12 protein-coding genes are annotated in these 15,163 nt (G+C 58.6%); 10 read left to right on the top strand and 2 right to left on the bottom strand.

Going from position 1 to position 15,163, the window contains the following annotated elements:
- Positions 1–229 precede the first annotated feature (229 nt).
- A complete protein-coding gene (locus tag A6V37_RS07930) occupies positions 230–904 on the top strand; it encodes a response regulator (protein WP_064265614.1) in 675 nt (224 codons plus the stop codon).
- Entirely contained in the window at positions 868–2,202 is a 1,335-nt protein-coding gene (locus A6V37_RS07925) for an ATP-binding protein (protein ID WP_064265613.1), read from the top strand. The genes A6V37_RS07930 and A6V37_RS07925 overlap by 37 nt, the downstream gene beginning before the upstream one ends.
- A gap of 595 nt (positions 2,203–2,797) precedes the next feature.
- Here the strand turns inward: A6V37_RS07925 and A6V37_RS42095 are convergent.
- Positions 2,798–3,016 carry a hypothetical protein gene (locus A6V37_RS42095; protein WP_064265612.1) on the bottom strand — a complete coding sequence of 73 codons (219 nt, stop codon included), beginning with the start codon at positions 3,014–3,016 and terminating at the stop codon, positions 2,798–2,800.
- A gap of 346 nt (positions 3,017–3,362) precedes the next feature.
- Positions 3,363–3,677: a hypothetical protein gene (locus tag A6V37_RS07910; protein ID WP_064265611.1), complete on the bottom strand. Its 315-nt coding sequence runs from the start codon at positions 3,675–3,677 to the stop codon at positions 3,363–3,365.
- Positions 3,678–3,764: 87 nt separating this feature from the next.
- On the opposite strand from A6V37_RS07910, the gene imuA reads away from it, so the two are divergent.
- From imuA to A6V37_RS07870, 8 genes are all read left to right on the top strand, one after another.
- Positions 3,765–4,472, top strand: a complete 708-nt coding sequence (gene imuA / locus A6V37_RS07905; protein WP_064265610.1) for a translesion DNA synthesis-associated protein ImuA — start codon at positions 3,765–3,767, stop codon at positions 4,470–4,472.
- Entirely contained in the window at positions 4,402–5,871 is a 1,470-nt protein-coding gene (locus A6V37_RS07900; RefSeq protein ID WP_207547567.1) for a Y-family DNA polymerase, read from the top strand. Before imuA ends, A6V37_RS07900 begins: the two co-directional genes overlap by 71 nt.
- Positions 5,872–5,877: 6 nt before the next feature.
- A complete protein-coding gene (locus A6V37_RS07895; protein ID WP_064265609.1) occupies positions 5,878–9,027 on the top strand; it encodes an error-prone DNA polymerase in 3,150 nt (1,049 codons plus the stop codon).
- Between the two features lie 805 nt (positions 9,028–9,832).
- Entirely contained in the window at positions 9,833–10,654 is an 822-nt protein-coding gene (locus A6V37_RS07890) for a hypothetical protein (RefSeq protein ID WP_064265608.1), read from the top strand.
- 410 nt (positions 10,655–11,064) lie between these two features.
- Complete coding sequence (locus A6V37_RS07885) at positions 11,065–11,877, top strand: class I SAM-dependent methyltransferase (protein ID WP_064265657.1); 813 nt, start codon at positions 11,065–11,067, stop codon at positions 11,875–11,877.
- A gap of 357 nt (positions 11,878–12,234) precedes the next feature.
- Positions 12,235–13,194 carry an SOS response-associated peptidase family protein gene (locus A6V37_RS07880; protein WP_064265607.1) on the top strand — a complete coding sequence of 320 codons (960 nt, stop codon included), beginning with the start codon at positions 12,235–12,237 and terminating at the stop codon, positions 13,192–13,194.
- A 189-nt stretch (positions 13,195–13,383) separates the two neighbouring features.
- Positions 13,384–13,656 carry a hypothetical protein gene (locus A6V37_RS07875; RefSeq protein ID WP_064265606.1) on the top strand — a complete coding sequence of 91 codons (273 nt, stop codon included), beginning with the start codon at positions 13,384–13,386 and terminating at the stop codon, positions 13,654–13,656.
- 238 nt (positions 13,657–13,894) lie between these two features.
- Complete coding sequence (locus A6V37_RS07870) at positions 13,895–15,163, top strand: AlbA family DNA-binding domain-containing protein (RefSeq protein WP_064265605.1); 1,269 nt, start codon at positions 13,895–13,897, stop codon at positions 15,161–15,163.

Here is a 15,163-nt window from a genome sequence, read left to right as displayed (position 1 = left end):
GGTGCATACGAAGCACATCCACTTAACGCTACAGTCAGCGTCAGCTGAGCGAACCGCACGAGCGCACTTGCACCTCTACGTCGCTGACCGGTTGCGGTAATGCGGTATTGCAACCTAGTATCGTAAGTACGATGGGTCACGATGGATATCCGGCGCAAAAAAACGCTTCAGATACTACTGCGCGAGACTTAGTGTTGACTTAGCAAGTTGCCGCCGACCGGTGAGAGGCATGAGAATTCTGCTCGTAGAAGACGACGAAATGATTGGCGGCGCAATCGTGCAGGCATTGAAGGACGCCGCCTATGCGGTCGACTGGGTATGCGATGCTGATTCGGCGTCAGGTGCGCTGATAGGACGCGAGCACGATGTGGTGCTGCTTGACCTGAACCTGCCGAAACGTGATGGCATCGACGTACTCCGGTCCTTGAGGGCAGAAGGCAGCAAGGCTCCAGTCATTATTCTCACCGCGCGCGACAGCCTTGACGACAGAATTGCCGGGCTCGACGCGGGCGCCGACGATTATCTGGTCAAGCCGTTCGAAATCGGCGAGCTGCTCGCACGTCTTCGGGCGGTCACTCGCAGGCTTGGTGACCACGGCGACACGAAAATGACGAGCGGAAATCTGACTCTGGATTCAAATACACACCTCGCGGTGTATGGTCAGACAGAGTGCAGCCTGACCGGTCGCGAGTTCGCGCTGCTGAGCGCGCTGATGATGAAGCCTGGCACTGTCATGTCGAGAAGCGAACTTGAGCGAAAGGTCTATGCGTGGGAAGAGCAGGTCGAGAGCAATGCCGTGGAAGTGGTGATTCATGGTATCCGCAAGAAGCTGGGGGCGTCGGTCATTCGCAACGTACGGGGTGTGGGATGGTTGGTAGACAAGGAAAACAATCACGTTCCCTGACGTGGCAGCTGTCGGCCTGGATTGGCTGCGTGATTGGCGGGGTGGGTGTGATTGCCTGCGCGCTGTCGTTCGTGTTCGCCTACCAGGAGGCCAGAGAACTGCAGGACGGACAGCTCAAGGAAATAGCCGCGCTTATTGACAGCCGAGCGCTAGCATTTACTGGTTCTCGGCCTTCTGTCGAGAGTTCGCAGGATGCAGACCTCAAGGTCGTCATCGACAGGCTAAGCGACGAGACGACACACACACCGGCCGCAGGACTTGTGATTCCCAACTCGCTAGCTGATGGATTTCATGATTTGGACGGTAACGGCCAAAGGTGGCGCGTCCACATTCGTACGCTCCGCAGCGGCGAGCGAATCGCCGTGGCTGAGCCTTCCGCGTTGCGTGACGAAATTGCGCAGGACGGTTCGATGAGAACGCTTGTCCCCATGCTGATACTTCTCCCGGGGTTGTTCATCGTGGTCGTGGTGATTGTCAGAACCAAGCTGGCCCCTCTCACGCGTCTGGCGAATGTTGTCGACCGACAAACGGATGCGTCGCTCGAACCGCTCTCTGAGGATGGGATAGCCAATGAAGCATTGCCGTTCGTCAGGTCGATTAACCGCCTGATTGCCCGACTTAAAGAGGCCATCACCCATCAGCGCCGGTTCGTCGCGAGCGCTGCGCACGAATTGCGTTCGCCAATCGCCGCGCTGTCGCTGCAGGCGGGCAATCTTGGCGCAGCCATTACGTCGCCAGACGCCCGCGAGCGGCTTGTAGTCTTGCAGTCAGGATTACGCCGCACGCATAGGTTGGTGGAGCAACTGCTCGAACTGGCGAGGTCTGAACAGGGAGCGCTGGAGCGACCAGTTGCGGTTTCATTGCGAGCAGTGGCAACCGATGTAATCAACGCCACGATTGGTCTCGCACGTGAGAAAGATATCGACCTTGGGTTCGAGCACTTCGATGAACTTGACACCATTATCGACGTGTCGTCAGTCACAGTGGTGCTGAGAAACCTGGTCGACAATGCGGTGCGATATACGCCGGTCGGTGGCAAGGTGGACGTGTCCGTCGTTCAGGCAGGAAGCGACGTGATGTTTGAAGTCGTCGACTCAGGCCCGGGCATTCCAGACGTGGAACTCGAGCGGGTACTGGAACCGTTCTACCGGCTGGACCATTCCGCAGCGTCGGGAAGCGGACTGGGTCTTTCCATCGTCTCGGAGATTGCTCGTCGGACCGGCGGGCGCCTCGTGCTTGAAAATACCGACGGTGGTTTCCGTGCGCGCTATTTTCAACCATTGCGGCGGAACGGTTGACGGCGTGAGGAAGCGGTCCGGCGCGCGGGTTGCCACTTACGGGCCCAGCCATTAGCAGCGGTAGGCATCGAGAGTACAACCGCGCGCGACAACATTTGAAACTCACTGCCATATCTCGCGAGTTCGCGTCGTCGTTAACGCGACGTACGCTCGAATACCAAAGTAGGACAGCCGAACCTCGTAGCTGGGTCGTTCATATCCGCCGCTACGAAATCCCAAGCCTGCTCGGCATACAGCTCACTCCGTCGGGATGGTCCATGTTCGGACGGCCTTACGACGAATGCCTGGTGGTAAAAAGACTTCCTTCAATGACGTGTCAGCGCGACTGGTCAGTCTCTGACACTCGACCGAAGCGAGCGATGTATTCGTCTAAAATGGCCGCCAGAAAAATTAAAACATCATTCGCTAGATATGTCTTTACTCATTCGTATCATCGAAGAGTCCTTTCGACATAAAGCCATAATTGGATGGGACTCTTTTTAGCGACGCGAAGAACCGTTCGGATGCTTCACGACGGAGCCCGACGATTGGCAAATGAAAGTAGATGACAGGAAGGAAATCGGTGCACATCGCAATGGCTGACGAGGTAGTTATCTCACCCGTATGCATCGACCCAGGCGCGGGCCCAATCCAGCCCTGTATGTTGAGCATCTTCTTCTCTATCGAAATGACCGAGGACACCCGATGCTTCTATTAACTTGCCGCCCGTAGTGATTGTCCCGCTCGCCGCATACCGTTCCGGCTGCAAGATGCCTTCCTCTTGAAGGATTGCGTGCCCCCACACCGTGTAGCCGCTATAGCTCTCTGACTCCATCAACGTGTGACCTCGGGCGACATGCCGCGAGAATCAACCCGAAGCACGTTTCCCTCGGGAGTGAGCTGCCGTGGAATCTCAGACATATCGGGCTCGATTGCGGGCGGACCCTTTTGTATGTTGCGTTGCTTCGCCACGAGCTTGGGTGCAGATATCGGCGTGCGCCGCGCGTGCACTTTCATCGCATGCGGAACGACGCGTCGACGAACCGGGAGCTTGTGCGCAGCACTGACCCTGTGTGGGGCGGCCGCACGCGCCTCTGGCGGATTCCAAACCTCGGTATACACGCCAGCCGCAAACGCGGCCGGCGCGAATGTCGCCATCAGTATGGCCAATCCAATTGTTTTCACAAACTCTCCTTCCCAGCCTGTCGTTGCAGCCACTCTTTGCAACCAACGCCCTGTCCGACGCATCCGCCATCGCACCCGGGGCAATACTGCCGGTTCCGTATGTCAGCGGCGACGCGCCAGACATTGTCGTTCGCCGGACTTGCCGTGCCAACAGCACGGCCGTTTTCATTGGCATAAAACGTCGGCTCGCCAGCTTTGCCGCGCCTGACAGCATCATCAATGGCCTCGTCGCCAAAAGCAGCGCGCAGTTTTGCCATGAACCCCGCCAGCTCGGGCATCGGATGGCCAACCTTGCGAACGCGTGCATCCATAGGTGAGCCTCCGATTAAAAGTGTCAGTTCACTGTCGCAAAATTGCGTGTACGATACTGTATAAATATACAGGTTTTCTAGTGCGCCATGTCCACCGCTACTGTTCTGGCTGAAGAGATACACCCGTCCCTGTGGCGGGCGTCCCAGCTCGCGCGCGGTCGCGGACGGGTCGTTGACACCGGCTACCCGGCGCTCTCCGCCGAGTTGCCCGGCGGCGGTTGGCCGGTCGGTGCGCTAGTGGACCTGCTGGTGCAACAGGCCGGCGTGGGTGAAATGCGGCTGCTACGCCCTGCGCTCAGCGAACTGGGCAAGCGCCCGGTTGCTATGGTGCAGCCACCGCACATTCCCAACGGGCTTGGCCTCGAGTACATCGGGTTGTCGCCAGAGCAACTGATGCAGATTCGGGCCTCGAAGACGGCGGACGCATTGTGGGCAGCAGAGCAGATTCTGCGCGCCGGCAGTTGCGGGGCATTGCTGTTCTGGGCGCAATACGTTCAGACCTCTTCGCTGCGTCGGTTGCATCTGGCCGCACAGGCCTCAGAGACGCTTTTCTTTATGGTCCGCCCGCTGGCAGCCGCACAGGACGCTTCCCCAGCGGTTTTAAGACTGGCGCTCAAACCAGAACGGGACGGTTTGACTGTCGACATCACGAAGCGACGAGGTCCAGCACGCGCAGCGCCTCTGTCCATTCCACTTCAACCTACTCCTGTCCTGTTTTCGCACCATGCGCGTATTTCTCGCCGTCCACTTATCGCGGTTGCAGCTCGAGGTCTTCCGGCCAAAGTGGCTGCCTGAGCCCGCACATGGCTGCGTGGTCCTGGACAGGGACACGGTGCTCATCGCTGACGGGGTAGCCAGGTCTGCGGGCGTGCGGGTTGGCATGAAGCGCGGCGGTGTGTTGACGCTCGCGCCGGAGGTAGAGATGTACGAGCGCGACCTCGGCCGCGAACATGCCACGCAACGCGAAGTTGCAGTGGCGCTCATGCGGTTCTCACCCGATGTCGCTGTGCTCGAAGAGGCTGTCGTCGTGGTCGACATCGGCGCAAGCCTGCGTCTGTTTGGTGGACTGCTCGCTGTATGCCGGCAGGCGAAAGCGATACTCGAAGCCATGGGACTGACCGCGCGGATAAGTGCCGCGCCCACTGGGCAAGGCGCATGGCTGCTGGCAAAACACCGGAACCGGCGCGTACTCAAGGTCGACTCGCTCGAACGGCAACTGTCCGCATTACCTCTGCTATCAGTACCGGAAGTGCGACCGTTCGCCGACTGGTTTACCGGGCTTGGCTGCGAGACCATAGCGGATGTCCGACGGCTGCCGCGCGCGGGACTGCAGCGCCGTTGCGGCGAGCACCTGCTCGATTCGCTGGACCGCGCTTTCGGTACGGTGCCCGAGCTGTTTGACTGGCTGGAACTGCCTCCAACGTTTTCTGCCCGCATTGAAATGCCCGACCGCATTGAGCACGCGGAAGCGGCGCTTTTCGGCGCGCATCGCCTTGTTGTGCAGCTTTGTGGCTGGCTTTGTGCGAAGCATCTGGCGCTTACAGGCGCGACGCTTCTGCTCGAACACGAGCGCGGCAGGCAGGCGATAGACCCTACGCCTATCGAGATTGCGCTGGGTGAGCCAACATGGCACGAGGACCATCTTGTCCGGCTCATCAAAGAGCGGCTTGCCCGCGTAGAACTGAGCGCGCCGGTCATCGCACTGCGACTTGATGCGTTGAACGTGCAACCAGCAGCGCCAGTGTCCGACACGCTCTTTCCAGAGCCCGGTGGCTCCGCAGAGGACCATGCCCGTCTCGTCGAACTGCTGGTCGCAAGGCTTGGCGAAGACAACGTCCTAAAGCCCTCCCCAACGGCAGACTACCGTCCAGAGATTGCGAACCGTTGGGTGCCTGTCGCGAGTGCGTCGAAAAGCACTTTGCTTCCGCAGGGACTTCCACGGCCAACATGGCTGCTCGAGAAGCCCGTGCGCCTGCTGATGCGGAAGCACCGACCATTCTATGGCTCACCGCTACGCCTTGTGTCGCCGGGAGAACGCATCGAGAGCGGGTGGTTCGATGGCGAACTCATGACGCGTGATTATTTTGTCGCTCAGGGCGAAGACCAGAGCTGTTTCTGGATATATCGTGAGCGTGTAAGCAGCCGAGATGCAGAAGAAGAGCCGCGCTGGTTCCTCCACGGCCTTTTCGGATGACAGGCCATGGATTCCACGTTTTCCACACTACCGGCGTACGCCGAGCTGTTCTGCTTTTCCAACTTTTCTTTCCTGCATGGCGCTTCGCATGCAGAGGAACTGGCCGGGCGTGCGGCGCAACTCGGCTACTCGGGTCTGGCGATAACTGACGAATGCTCGCTTGCAGGTATCGTGCGGGCGCATGTTGCGGCCAAGGAAGTGAAGCTTCCGCTCGTCATCGGCTCCTACTTCCGGCTCGTCAATGCCGACGGCTCACCGGCGTTCGGCCTCATCCTTCTCGCCCAGAATCGCGAGGGATACGGGAACCTTTGCGAGCTGATTACGCTCGCGCGTACACGTGCACCCAAAGGCCAGTACCGGCTGACGCCCCAGGACCTGTCGCGGCCCGACAGGGAGAACAGTCACCTGCGCGGCATGCCCAACTGTCTCGCGATACTGGTGCCAGATTTTCCCGCTAAAGAGGATGCACTCAATGCGCAGCTTGAGTGGCTCGACCAGACATTTCCCGGTCGTGCGTGGTGCGGGCTCGTGCTGCATCAGCGGGCGATGGATGACATCCATCGCGGCGCCATTGAATACGTTGCCGACATGCACGGCATCCCAGTCGTCGCGCTCGGCCAGGTCGTGATGCACGTGCGCTCGCGCAAGCCATTGCAGGATACGCTCACGGCCATTCGCGTCGGCAGGCCGGTGCACGAATGCGGATATGACCTGGCGCCAAATGCGGAGCAGCATCTGCGTTCCCGGCTGCGACTCGCAAACCTTTATCCGGAGTACGCGCTCAGCGAGACGACCAACATCGTCGCGCATTGCACGTTCTCACTCGACGAGCTTCGGTACGAGTATCCCGACGAATTGGTGCCACCCGGATTTACACCGGCGGCATACCTGCGGCAGGAGACATACGTCGGCGCACAGCGACGTTTCCCTTCAGGCATCCCGCATAACGTTCAGGAGCAGATTGAGCACGAACTCGAGCTGATTGCGGACCTGCAATATGAGCCGTACTTCCTGACCGTCTATGACATCGTCCACTTTGCTCGCAGCCAGCATATCCTTTGCCAGGGCCGTGGCTCGGCTGCCAATTCTGCAGTCTGCTACTGCCTCGGCATTACCGAGGTCGACCCTGCACGTGGCAGCATGCTTTTCGAACGCTTTATCTCTAAAGAGCGTGGTGAACCGCCGGACATTGACGTCGATTTTGAGCACCAACGGCGCGAAGAAGTCATACAGTACATCTACAAAAAATACGGTCGAGACCGGGCTGCGATTGCCGCCGCCGTTTCGACGTATCGACCCCGCGGCGCTCTTCGCGAAACTGGCAAGGCGTTGGGCGTTGACCCGCAAATTGTCGATGCTGTGGCCAAGGGGCATCAATGGTTTGATGGCAAACAGGACCTTCTCAAACGCTTTACGGAGTCCGGCCTCAACGCGGAAACGCCGCTGATTCAGGCCTGGGCATCTCTCGCGTCGCAGTTGCTTGGCTTCCCGCGACATCTGTCCCAACACTCCGGCGGGTTTGTTATCAGCCGGGGAAAACTTACACGCCTCGTGCCGGTTGAGAACGCTGCGATGGTGGACAGGTCGGTCATCGAGTGGGACAAGGATGACCTCGAATCGCTGGGGCTACTCAAAATTGACGTGCTGGCACTCGGGATGCTGTCAGCAATTCGTCGCACGCTGGACCTAGTATCAGACCAGCGCGGTGAGCGCTTTGAAATGCAGGACATTCCGGCAGAGGACCCGAAGACGTACGAGATGATTTCGGCCGCGGATACCGTCGGTGTGTTTCAGATAGAGTCGCGTGCGCAAATGTCGATGCTGCCACGACTGAAGCCCCGCACGTTCTATGACCTGGTTATCGAGGTTGCGATTGTTCGCCCGGGACCAATTCAGGGTGGCGCCGTTCACCCGTATCTGCAGCGCCGACAGGGATTCGAGCCGGTGACTTATCCCAGCAAGGCGCTTGAGACGGCACTGGGCCGCACGTTGGGCGTTCCGATTTTCCAGGAACAGGTGATGCAGGTGGCCATCCTGGCGGCCGGCTTCACCGCTGGGGAGGCAGACCAGTTGCGAAGGGCGATGGCAGCGTGGCGGCGCAAAGGTGGTCTGGATAAATACTACGACCGCATCGTGAACGGCATGCTCGAGCGCGGGTACGACAAGACATTCGCGGATGGCATCTTTCAGCAGATTCTCGGCTTCGGCGAGTACGGTTTTCCAGAAAGCCATGCCGCCAGCTTCGCGCTGCTGGTGTACGCAAGCAGTTGGCTAAAGCGTCACGAGCCGGAAGCGTTTCTCGCTGCGATGTTGAATTCCCAGCCGATGGGTTTTTACTCGCCATCGCAACTCGTGCAGGATGCGAAGCGGCACGGAGTCCAGGTACTGCCGGTGGACGTCACGATAAGTGGCTGGGACTCATCGCTTGAGCACACAGACGGTGCCGGGAAGCCTGCCGTCAGGTTAGGTTTGTCGCTGCTCCGAGGTATGCGGGACGGAGCCGCGGAGCGTATTGAAAATGCACGAGCCGTGCGACAGTTCACGACAGTGGGCGACCTCGCGAAACGCGCTCAGTTGGACCGTCACGACCTGCAGGTGCTTGCAGCGGCGAACGCACTGTCATCTCTTGCCGGCAATCGACGCGAAGCGCTGTGGCAGTCAGTCGCTTCAGTGCCTGACAAAGACATGTTATCGGTTGCGAAGGTTGAAGACGAAACACCAGAACTGGGTGCGCCCTCCGAAGCGGAAGATATCGTCGGTGACTACCGGTCGACGGGGCTAACACTTGGACGACACCCTCTTGCGCTACTGCGCCCCCAACTGCTTGCCAACAAACTGATGCCGGCCTCAACGCTGCAGACTTATCGGAACGGTCGCCTGGCCCGTGCCTGTGGCATCGTCACCGTGCGTCAACGGCCAGAGACGGCGAAGGGCGTCATCTTTATTACCATCGAAGATGAGACCGGTAACGTCAACGTCATCATTTGGCCCAAGGTGCTTGAGCAACAGCGTAAGGAAGTCCTTGGCGCATCGTTACTTGGTGTGCTCGGTGTATGGCAGTGTGAAGGTGAAGTACGGCACCTTGTCGCGCAACGCCTCATTGATATGTCATACCTGCTCGGCGAGCTGCCGTCGGTCAGCAGGAACTTCCATTGAAGAGACGTCAAACATCTAACTGCAGACGAATCGGCGCCAAGCAATCGACCGGTGAATATGCGACCTGTGCCGCATCCCGGGCGGAGCGGGAGTAGTGACTTGCTCCAATCCCCGCGTCTGATTGAGTCATCGTCTCGCCCAGAAGTCGGGCCAACGTGATTGCATGAATTGCATTATCGAATGCTTGTGTCGAAGTTGACACGGTCTTTCGCGCCACCTCTCACCAGCGGAAGGCGGAAAGGTATCTCGTTCTGGTCTTGTATTCCTTCCACCCCTTGGCTATAACAAATCGTGCAACACTACCTTCACGTCGTTGCCGACTCATAAAGTCACCAAAGGCAGACTTCCGCGCAACTCCTGGGCGCCCATCTGCCAACACCAAGCCCCCAAAACCAGCCTGGTGACGCACTTCTCTCGTTCATTACGCCGGACCCGGTCGAGGCAATCTCGCATCGAATCACCGACGACATGACTCATATTCCCGGCCAGTCGGCCGGTTCGGTAGGTCTTTACCCTCGCGCTGATGGTGGAGGGCTTTGCCATCTCGAATTTGCGGTTCGTTGTATGTCCGCAAGTCTCCTCGAGACACCGTCGATGAAGTTGTGTATTGGATGAAAGAGTACAGGCTCCCCGACCCGTTCATTTTCCGCTGCCCGCTGTTCCTGAACTGAGCTTTGCTGGCGTCGCTCTCGCGTACGTCCGCGAATCGCCCGGAGTGTCAGCGCCTCCGCGGAGTGCGAATTTGTTTTGGAGCATCGTCCGTGCGGTTCGGACCGGCGTAAGTTCAACCCTGCTGGAGACCATCATGAATGACCAGGTCGAAAAGCATGACGGCGCTGCCGCGGCGGCCTCCGTCAGGAAAGTGTTAGGGATATCCGCAATCCTCGTGTCTCTTGCGACGGCGTTAGCCGCCTGCGGTGGTGGCGGCAGTGACGGCGCGGCGCCTGCGTCGGTGGCCAATAACTCTGTCACCAAGGCGGCGGTAACCAGTACTCAAATTGTCCCGCCGAACGAGACCTTCGAGGGGAAAACGTATCCTCTGTGGGAGGCGGCATTCTGGCAATGGGCCTTGGCATTGCCAGTCAATGACCCGACCCTGCCGCATCCGTTTAACGACTGTAACAATCGTCCCATCTCGGCGGGCCAAAGCGGGGATGTCTGGTTCTGGTCTGCGCCGGAGGCAACAGTAGTGTGCAACCAATCGGCGACGATTATCCCGGCTGGCAAAGCCATCTTTCTAACCACGCTCGATATCGAGGCGTCGTCGTTGGATGCCCCGCCATTCTTTGCGACTACGGCGGCGGGCCAACTGGCGATTGCCCAGCAGTTCGCTAATTACATTCAGGACCTGTTCGTCACCATCGACGGTGTCCCGGTCGCCAATGTAACGGCTTATCGGACGACGACCGTCCAGTTCACGTTTACCGCTCCTACGCCGTGGATTTTTAACACTGTCGGCGGCAGTGGCACGTCAGTGGGAGACGGTTACTTCCTGATGCTTCAGTTGCCTCCCGGTGCACATACGATTCACTATGGCGGCACGTTCAATATTCCTAAGGGCGTGCTGGGCCACAAGGCGGTGACTATCCCGATGGACGTCACGCTCCTCGTCACAATGGGCGGGTAAATCGGCTGATAACCGGGCGGCGAGCCATGCGTTCAGAGAGGGTATGCCGCCCGAGCGAGAGGTGCCGCATTGAGGTGGGGACGCGCAAGCACGCCACCAGCAATGAGAGTCACCCAAATGAGCGCCCCCCTTTCCGTCTCGACTCAGTGGGTTGCTCAAGGCAGTGAGCAGGGCCGTTGCTGGCAAGTTACGGGCGGGTTGACCTGCCGAACACAAATAAGTCGGACGCGTCCTCTGCAGAGCACGTTGATTGACGAGCGACAGGAGCCTGACGGATTGGGCGGCGGTCGCGCCCATTTCCGCTGTCCCGTCACGGGCACCGCAGGCAGAGGAAGCGGTGGCTCACGGACGGCACCACACTGAAATCCCTGACGTTATCCCATAGTGCAATGGACCAAGGGGATGCAGAAATGGAAGAAGATGCATTCAATGCTTTCGAGCACCAAGGCTGGGAGAGACTCGCCCAGCCTTATCACGCCTACTACGCGAACCTGACCACCCAATCGCACGGTGCACTGCTCGACGCGGTTGATGTCCAACCAGGCTCGCGTTTTCTCGACGTCGCATCGGGCCCAGGCTACCTCGCTGCTGCTGCGGCGGAACGGGGGGCCGATGTAGTGGGTGTCGATGTCGCCGAGGCGATGGTTGAGCACGCAAGATGCCTTTATCCGTCGCTCACGTTCCGCGTCGGCAGTGCGGAAGACCTTCCGTTCGCCGATGAGAGTTTCGACGCGGTGGGCATCAGCTTTGGGCTGTTCCATTTCGCCCATCCGGAGAAGGCTCTCGCGGAGGCATTTCGTGTACTGCGCGCCGGGGGAAGAATTGCTTTTACTGCATGGGCAGCAGCGGACAAGGCAATTGGACTTGGCATGGTCCTCAAGGCAGTCGAAGCGCACGGTCAGATGGATGTAGGGCTCCCCGAAGGACCTCTGTTCTTTCGCTTCAGCAACTGGCGTGAATGCGAGCGCGTGCTGCTCGACTCGGGCTTCATCGAACCGCACGTTCAGGACGTAGACCAGACATGGCGCATTCGTGCGCCCGAAACACCTCTCCATGCGCTGATGCGCGGCGGTGTGCGCATAGCCGCAATCCTGAAAGCTCAAACGCAGGACGACTTCGCTCTGATTGAAAAGGCCGTCGCGGAAAGTGCGGCCGCTTATCGCAACAACGAGGAGTTTCACGTGCCAATGCCGTGCGTGCTCGCCTCTGCGAGGAAGCCCTGAACGGCCATCAGTGGGAAGTGGTTCCTGGATGCTCCGGCCGGAGCATGCGGGGGCATCCGGCACGTTGAAGCATCCAATGGCAGCGCCGCGACCGAATGGGCTACGACAGCACTTCGCTTGCCCGCAATCGACGAAGGGTTGCGTCAAACGGCTTTTGCAGCACCGGGAAAAACACACTGGCGCGTCGACACCACGGGAAGACTCGCTCGCGCGGATACGGCATCGTCACGGTGCGTCAACGACCTGAGACCGCGAAAGGCGTCATCTTCATCACGATTGAAGACGAGACGGGCACTCGTTGTTGAGCCGAATGCCCGAGAGGTGGGATTATCATGGAGACGCAAACCGGAGGTTCACATGTGCTATTCGGCTCAGATTCTGGCTGACTACCGCAAGTTCGTGCGGATGTTCGGCGCAACGATGAGCATAAAGGAGTTCGCGCGACTCTTTTTCGAGCGAGCAGAGGGCAGCAAAGCGAAAATACCGAAAGCTATGGAAGACGCGTTTTCGGAGCCTCAGTCTGATGCCGAGCGCGAGGTGAAGGCTCTTATCGACCGGTTCAATGCAGAGCAGGCGACCAAACTCGAACAGGACCTGTTTAAGCAACGTAGGCGGCTAGCAGACGCGGAACGTTCACTCCAGACAAAAGTAACCAAGGCACCCGCCGAGAGTGAGCGGATTGCCACCGACAAAATTGCGTGGACCCTCGGTAAGCTTGACGACATTCAGCGGACTGAGCCCAAGGCCCGCGATTCGCGCATCTTTCCGGGGAACTATGCGCCCGTCATGGTGATTGAAGACGGCCAACGCGTTATTAAACCGATGCGTTATCAATGTCGCATTGCTGGCAAACCGGCCTCGCACGACCTTAAATATCCCGGAACGTATAACGCTCGGCGAGATAATCTCGAAGGTTTTTGGCGCCCCTTGTTTGGACACACGCACGGTATCCTGGTCGTCAACGCGTTTTATGAAAACGTCAGCCGCGCAAAAATGGAAGGTCTTGAGCTCGCCGAGGGTGAAAAGGACGAGAACGTGGTACTTGAGTTCAAGCCGAACCCCGCTCACGACATGCTCGTCGCCTGCCTCTGGTCCCGATGGTCGGCACCCGGCGAACCGGACCTCCTGTCTTTTGCTGCCATAACAGATGAGCCGCCCCCCGAAATTGCTGCAGCGGGACATGACCGGTGCATTATTCCTATCAAGTCGGAAAACATCGATGCATGGTTAAACCCGGATGCATCAGACCTTGCGACGCTGTACGCGATACTTGATGACAGGGACCGGCCATATTATGAGCATCAGCTGGCGGCGTAGTGATTGGCCTCGCGAACGTCGGTGGTCGTGGCATTGGCGGCAGCGTCGTCGTGATTGTCGCTTCCTGACTTACTGACGCACCCCGACGAACCAGGGCGCCTGCGCTCTCACGCACCTTGCATTTCAGCGCCAGGTCGCGGAACGCCTCACTTGCGCTAGACTGGCTTGAGCAACCAGACGGAAACCTGGATGATACGCAAAACGCTCAATGCTTCGCAGCTACAGCAGGAGGTCGACCGGCGAATCCATCGACTGCAGGAAATCGTCGAGGTTGGCGTGAAGATTCGTGTGCCGCGGCCGCAGTTGCAAGAGGCTGACAAGACAGGCTGCAACTGGAACATGACCCACTTCGGCAACGCGGTGGGCTTCGAGCGCGACATCGAGGGCGTGCTCAAGGCCGTGCGTGCGGAATACAACCTCAATACCGAAGTGAAAGACAGCGGTAACCCGTTTGAGGACTAACAACTTACCGGCAACGCAGCCAGCGACCGTGACCGGTAGTCAGCTTGCGAACCTCGGCTCGTCATGCGGACGGCACCTCCCGCAGTGCCTGCATCGCGATGCGTTAGCCCGCTGTAGGCTACTCTGGCGCGCCGAAGCGCATTTGTATCCATGGCCCATCTGCGGGCAAAATGGTTGACGCTGGCGTCCAGCTGTGTGGATGGCGTATTCCTGTTATCAAAACGAAATCGGGGAAAGCATGAAAGTACCTCTTTGGGCTGACGAACTCGTGTCCCGTGGCCTTCCGGAACTAAGGGCAAAGGGTGAAGGGCAAGAGTTAGAGTTCAAGAGGGAATTCCCTCAACAAGTGACGGATTTGGCGAAGGAGATTGCAGCATTCGCGACGTCCAATTCCGGAACAATTCTCATCGGAGTCGATGACGAGGGTGACATTGCCGGTCTCAAGGAGGTCGAGAGTCCAGCCGAACGGGACAAATTATTGCAACGCCTTGAGGGAATTTGCACGAATTCAATCAGACCCGCAGTCACGCCGAAAGCCACATGGGCGGTCGAATCGGAGCGCGTAGTACTCGTAGTCACGGTTCCAAAGGGTAGTGAGCCCGTTTACTACTCACAGCAGAAACCATATCTGCGTCATATCTCGACATCACGTCCGGCCGAGCCGCACGAAGTTGTGGAACTGGTTAGAAAACACTTGGCTACACGTGGTGAAAAGGTCGAGACGACGCAGACAAGCGAGGAAAAATTTCGCTCTGATTTGGCGTCGCTCCTAACGAGAGCGCTAGCTTGGGCCGCTCTTCCGTCAAACGACAGATTAACCAACCCCAACCTCGAAAAATGGCGAGCCGACTGCGGATTCGTTGCTACATCGTTGAGAACACTGGCTTCGACCGATGTGGCTGCAAACGAGGGGCTCCGTCCGCGGCTGACTCTTACGGCCGACGCGTTTGATGAGGTCGTGAACTTTCGGCTAGCACTGAATAACGGCCAAGATTTGGAGGAGCTCGCTAAACGAGCATCTTCGCTTGCCGATGGACTGAAGCAAGACATCATTGACAACATCCCCCCTTCCGAGGCTTTTTGCGCGGAGGCGCTTCATGCGGTTAGACAGTTCTCGAGAGACGTCAGTGATTTGGGGCGCCGCGCGTACCGGATGACGCAGGACGGAAAAATCGAACAAATAAAGACCGAAATCGGGGAGATTGGCGAGGAGCTAGTTAGGCTTTCGTTCTACGACCTGAGTGCAATCGGCAAATGGTTTTCGCCAACCCTCAGAAAAATCGGGTTGCGCATGCGGCAAGTAGAGATGTTGCGCATCTATTTGGACGGTGGTGCGTCATCCAAGCAAGTCCAAAATGACGTCATTGACTGCGCACGAGCCTTGGCAGCTCTGATAGAGGACCAGAGAGGGGACCCACCATCGCCTTTGTCTCCATCGGCAGATGACATCGTCACGCCCGAGGGCTTGGTATTCAGCAAGGACGAGTACGAAAGAACTAGGCGTTGA

Origin of the sequence: Paraburkholderia ginsengiterrae (assembly GCF_001645125.1) — a bacterium.
Lineage (GTDB): Bacteria > Pseudomonadota > Gammaproteobacteria > Burkholderiales > Burkholderiaceae > Paraburkholderia > Paraburkholderia ginsengiterrae.
This window is presented reverse-complemented; position numbering and strand designations above follow the sequence as displayed.

Coding starts and splice junctions, on each gene's coding strand:
- A6V37_RS07930 (WP_064265614.1), top strand. CDS start 230: ATGAGAATTCTGCTCGTAGAAGACGACGAAATGATTGGCGGCGCAATC.
- A6V37_RS07925 (WP_064265613.1), top strand. CDS start 868: ATGGTTGGTAGACAAGGAAAACAATCACGTTCCCTGACGTGGCAGCTG.
- A6V37_RS42095 (WP_064265612.1), bottom strand. CDS start 3,016: ATGGAGTCAGAGAGCTATAGCGGCTACACGGTGTGGGGGCACGCAATC.
- A6V37_RS07910 (WP_064265611.1), bottom strand. CDS start 3,677: ATGGATGCACGCGTTCGCAAGGTTGGCCATCCGATGCCCGAGCTGGCG.
- imuA (WP_064265610.1), top strand. CDS start 3,765: ATGTCCACCGCTACTGTTCTGGCTGAAGAGATACACCCGTCCCTGTGG.
- A6V37_RS07900 (WP_207547567.1), top strand. CDS start 4,402: ATGCGCGTATTTCTCGCCGTCCACTTATCGCGGTTGCAGCTCGAGGTC.
- A6V37_RS07895 (WP_064265609.1), top strand. CDS start 5,878: ATGGATTCCACGTTTTCCACACTACCGGCGTACGCCGAGCTGTTCTGC.
- A6V37_RS07890 (WP_064265608.1), top strand. CDS start 9,833: ATGAATGACCAGGTCGAAAAGCATGACGGCGCTGCCGCGGCGGCCTCC.
- A6V37_RS07885 (WP_064265657.1), top strand. CDS start 11,065: ATGGAAGAAGATGCATTCAATGCTTTCGAGCACCAAGGCTGGGAGAGA.
- A6V37_RS07880 (WP_064265607.1), top strand. CDS start 12,235: ATGTGCTATTCGGCTCAGATTCTGGCTGACTACCGCAAGTTCGTGCGG.
- A6V37_RS07875 (WP_064265606.1), top strand. CDS start 13,384: ATGATACGCAAAACGCTCAATGCTTCGCAGCTACAGCAGGAGGTCGAC.
- A6V37_RS07870 (WP_064265605.1), top strand. CDS start 13,895: ATGAAAGTACCTCTTTGGGCTGACGAACTCGTGTCCCGTGGCCTTCCG.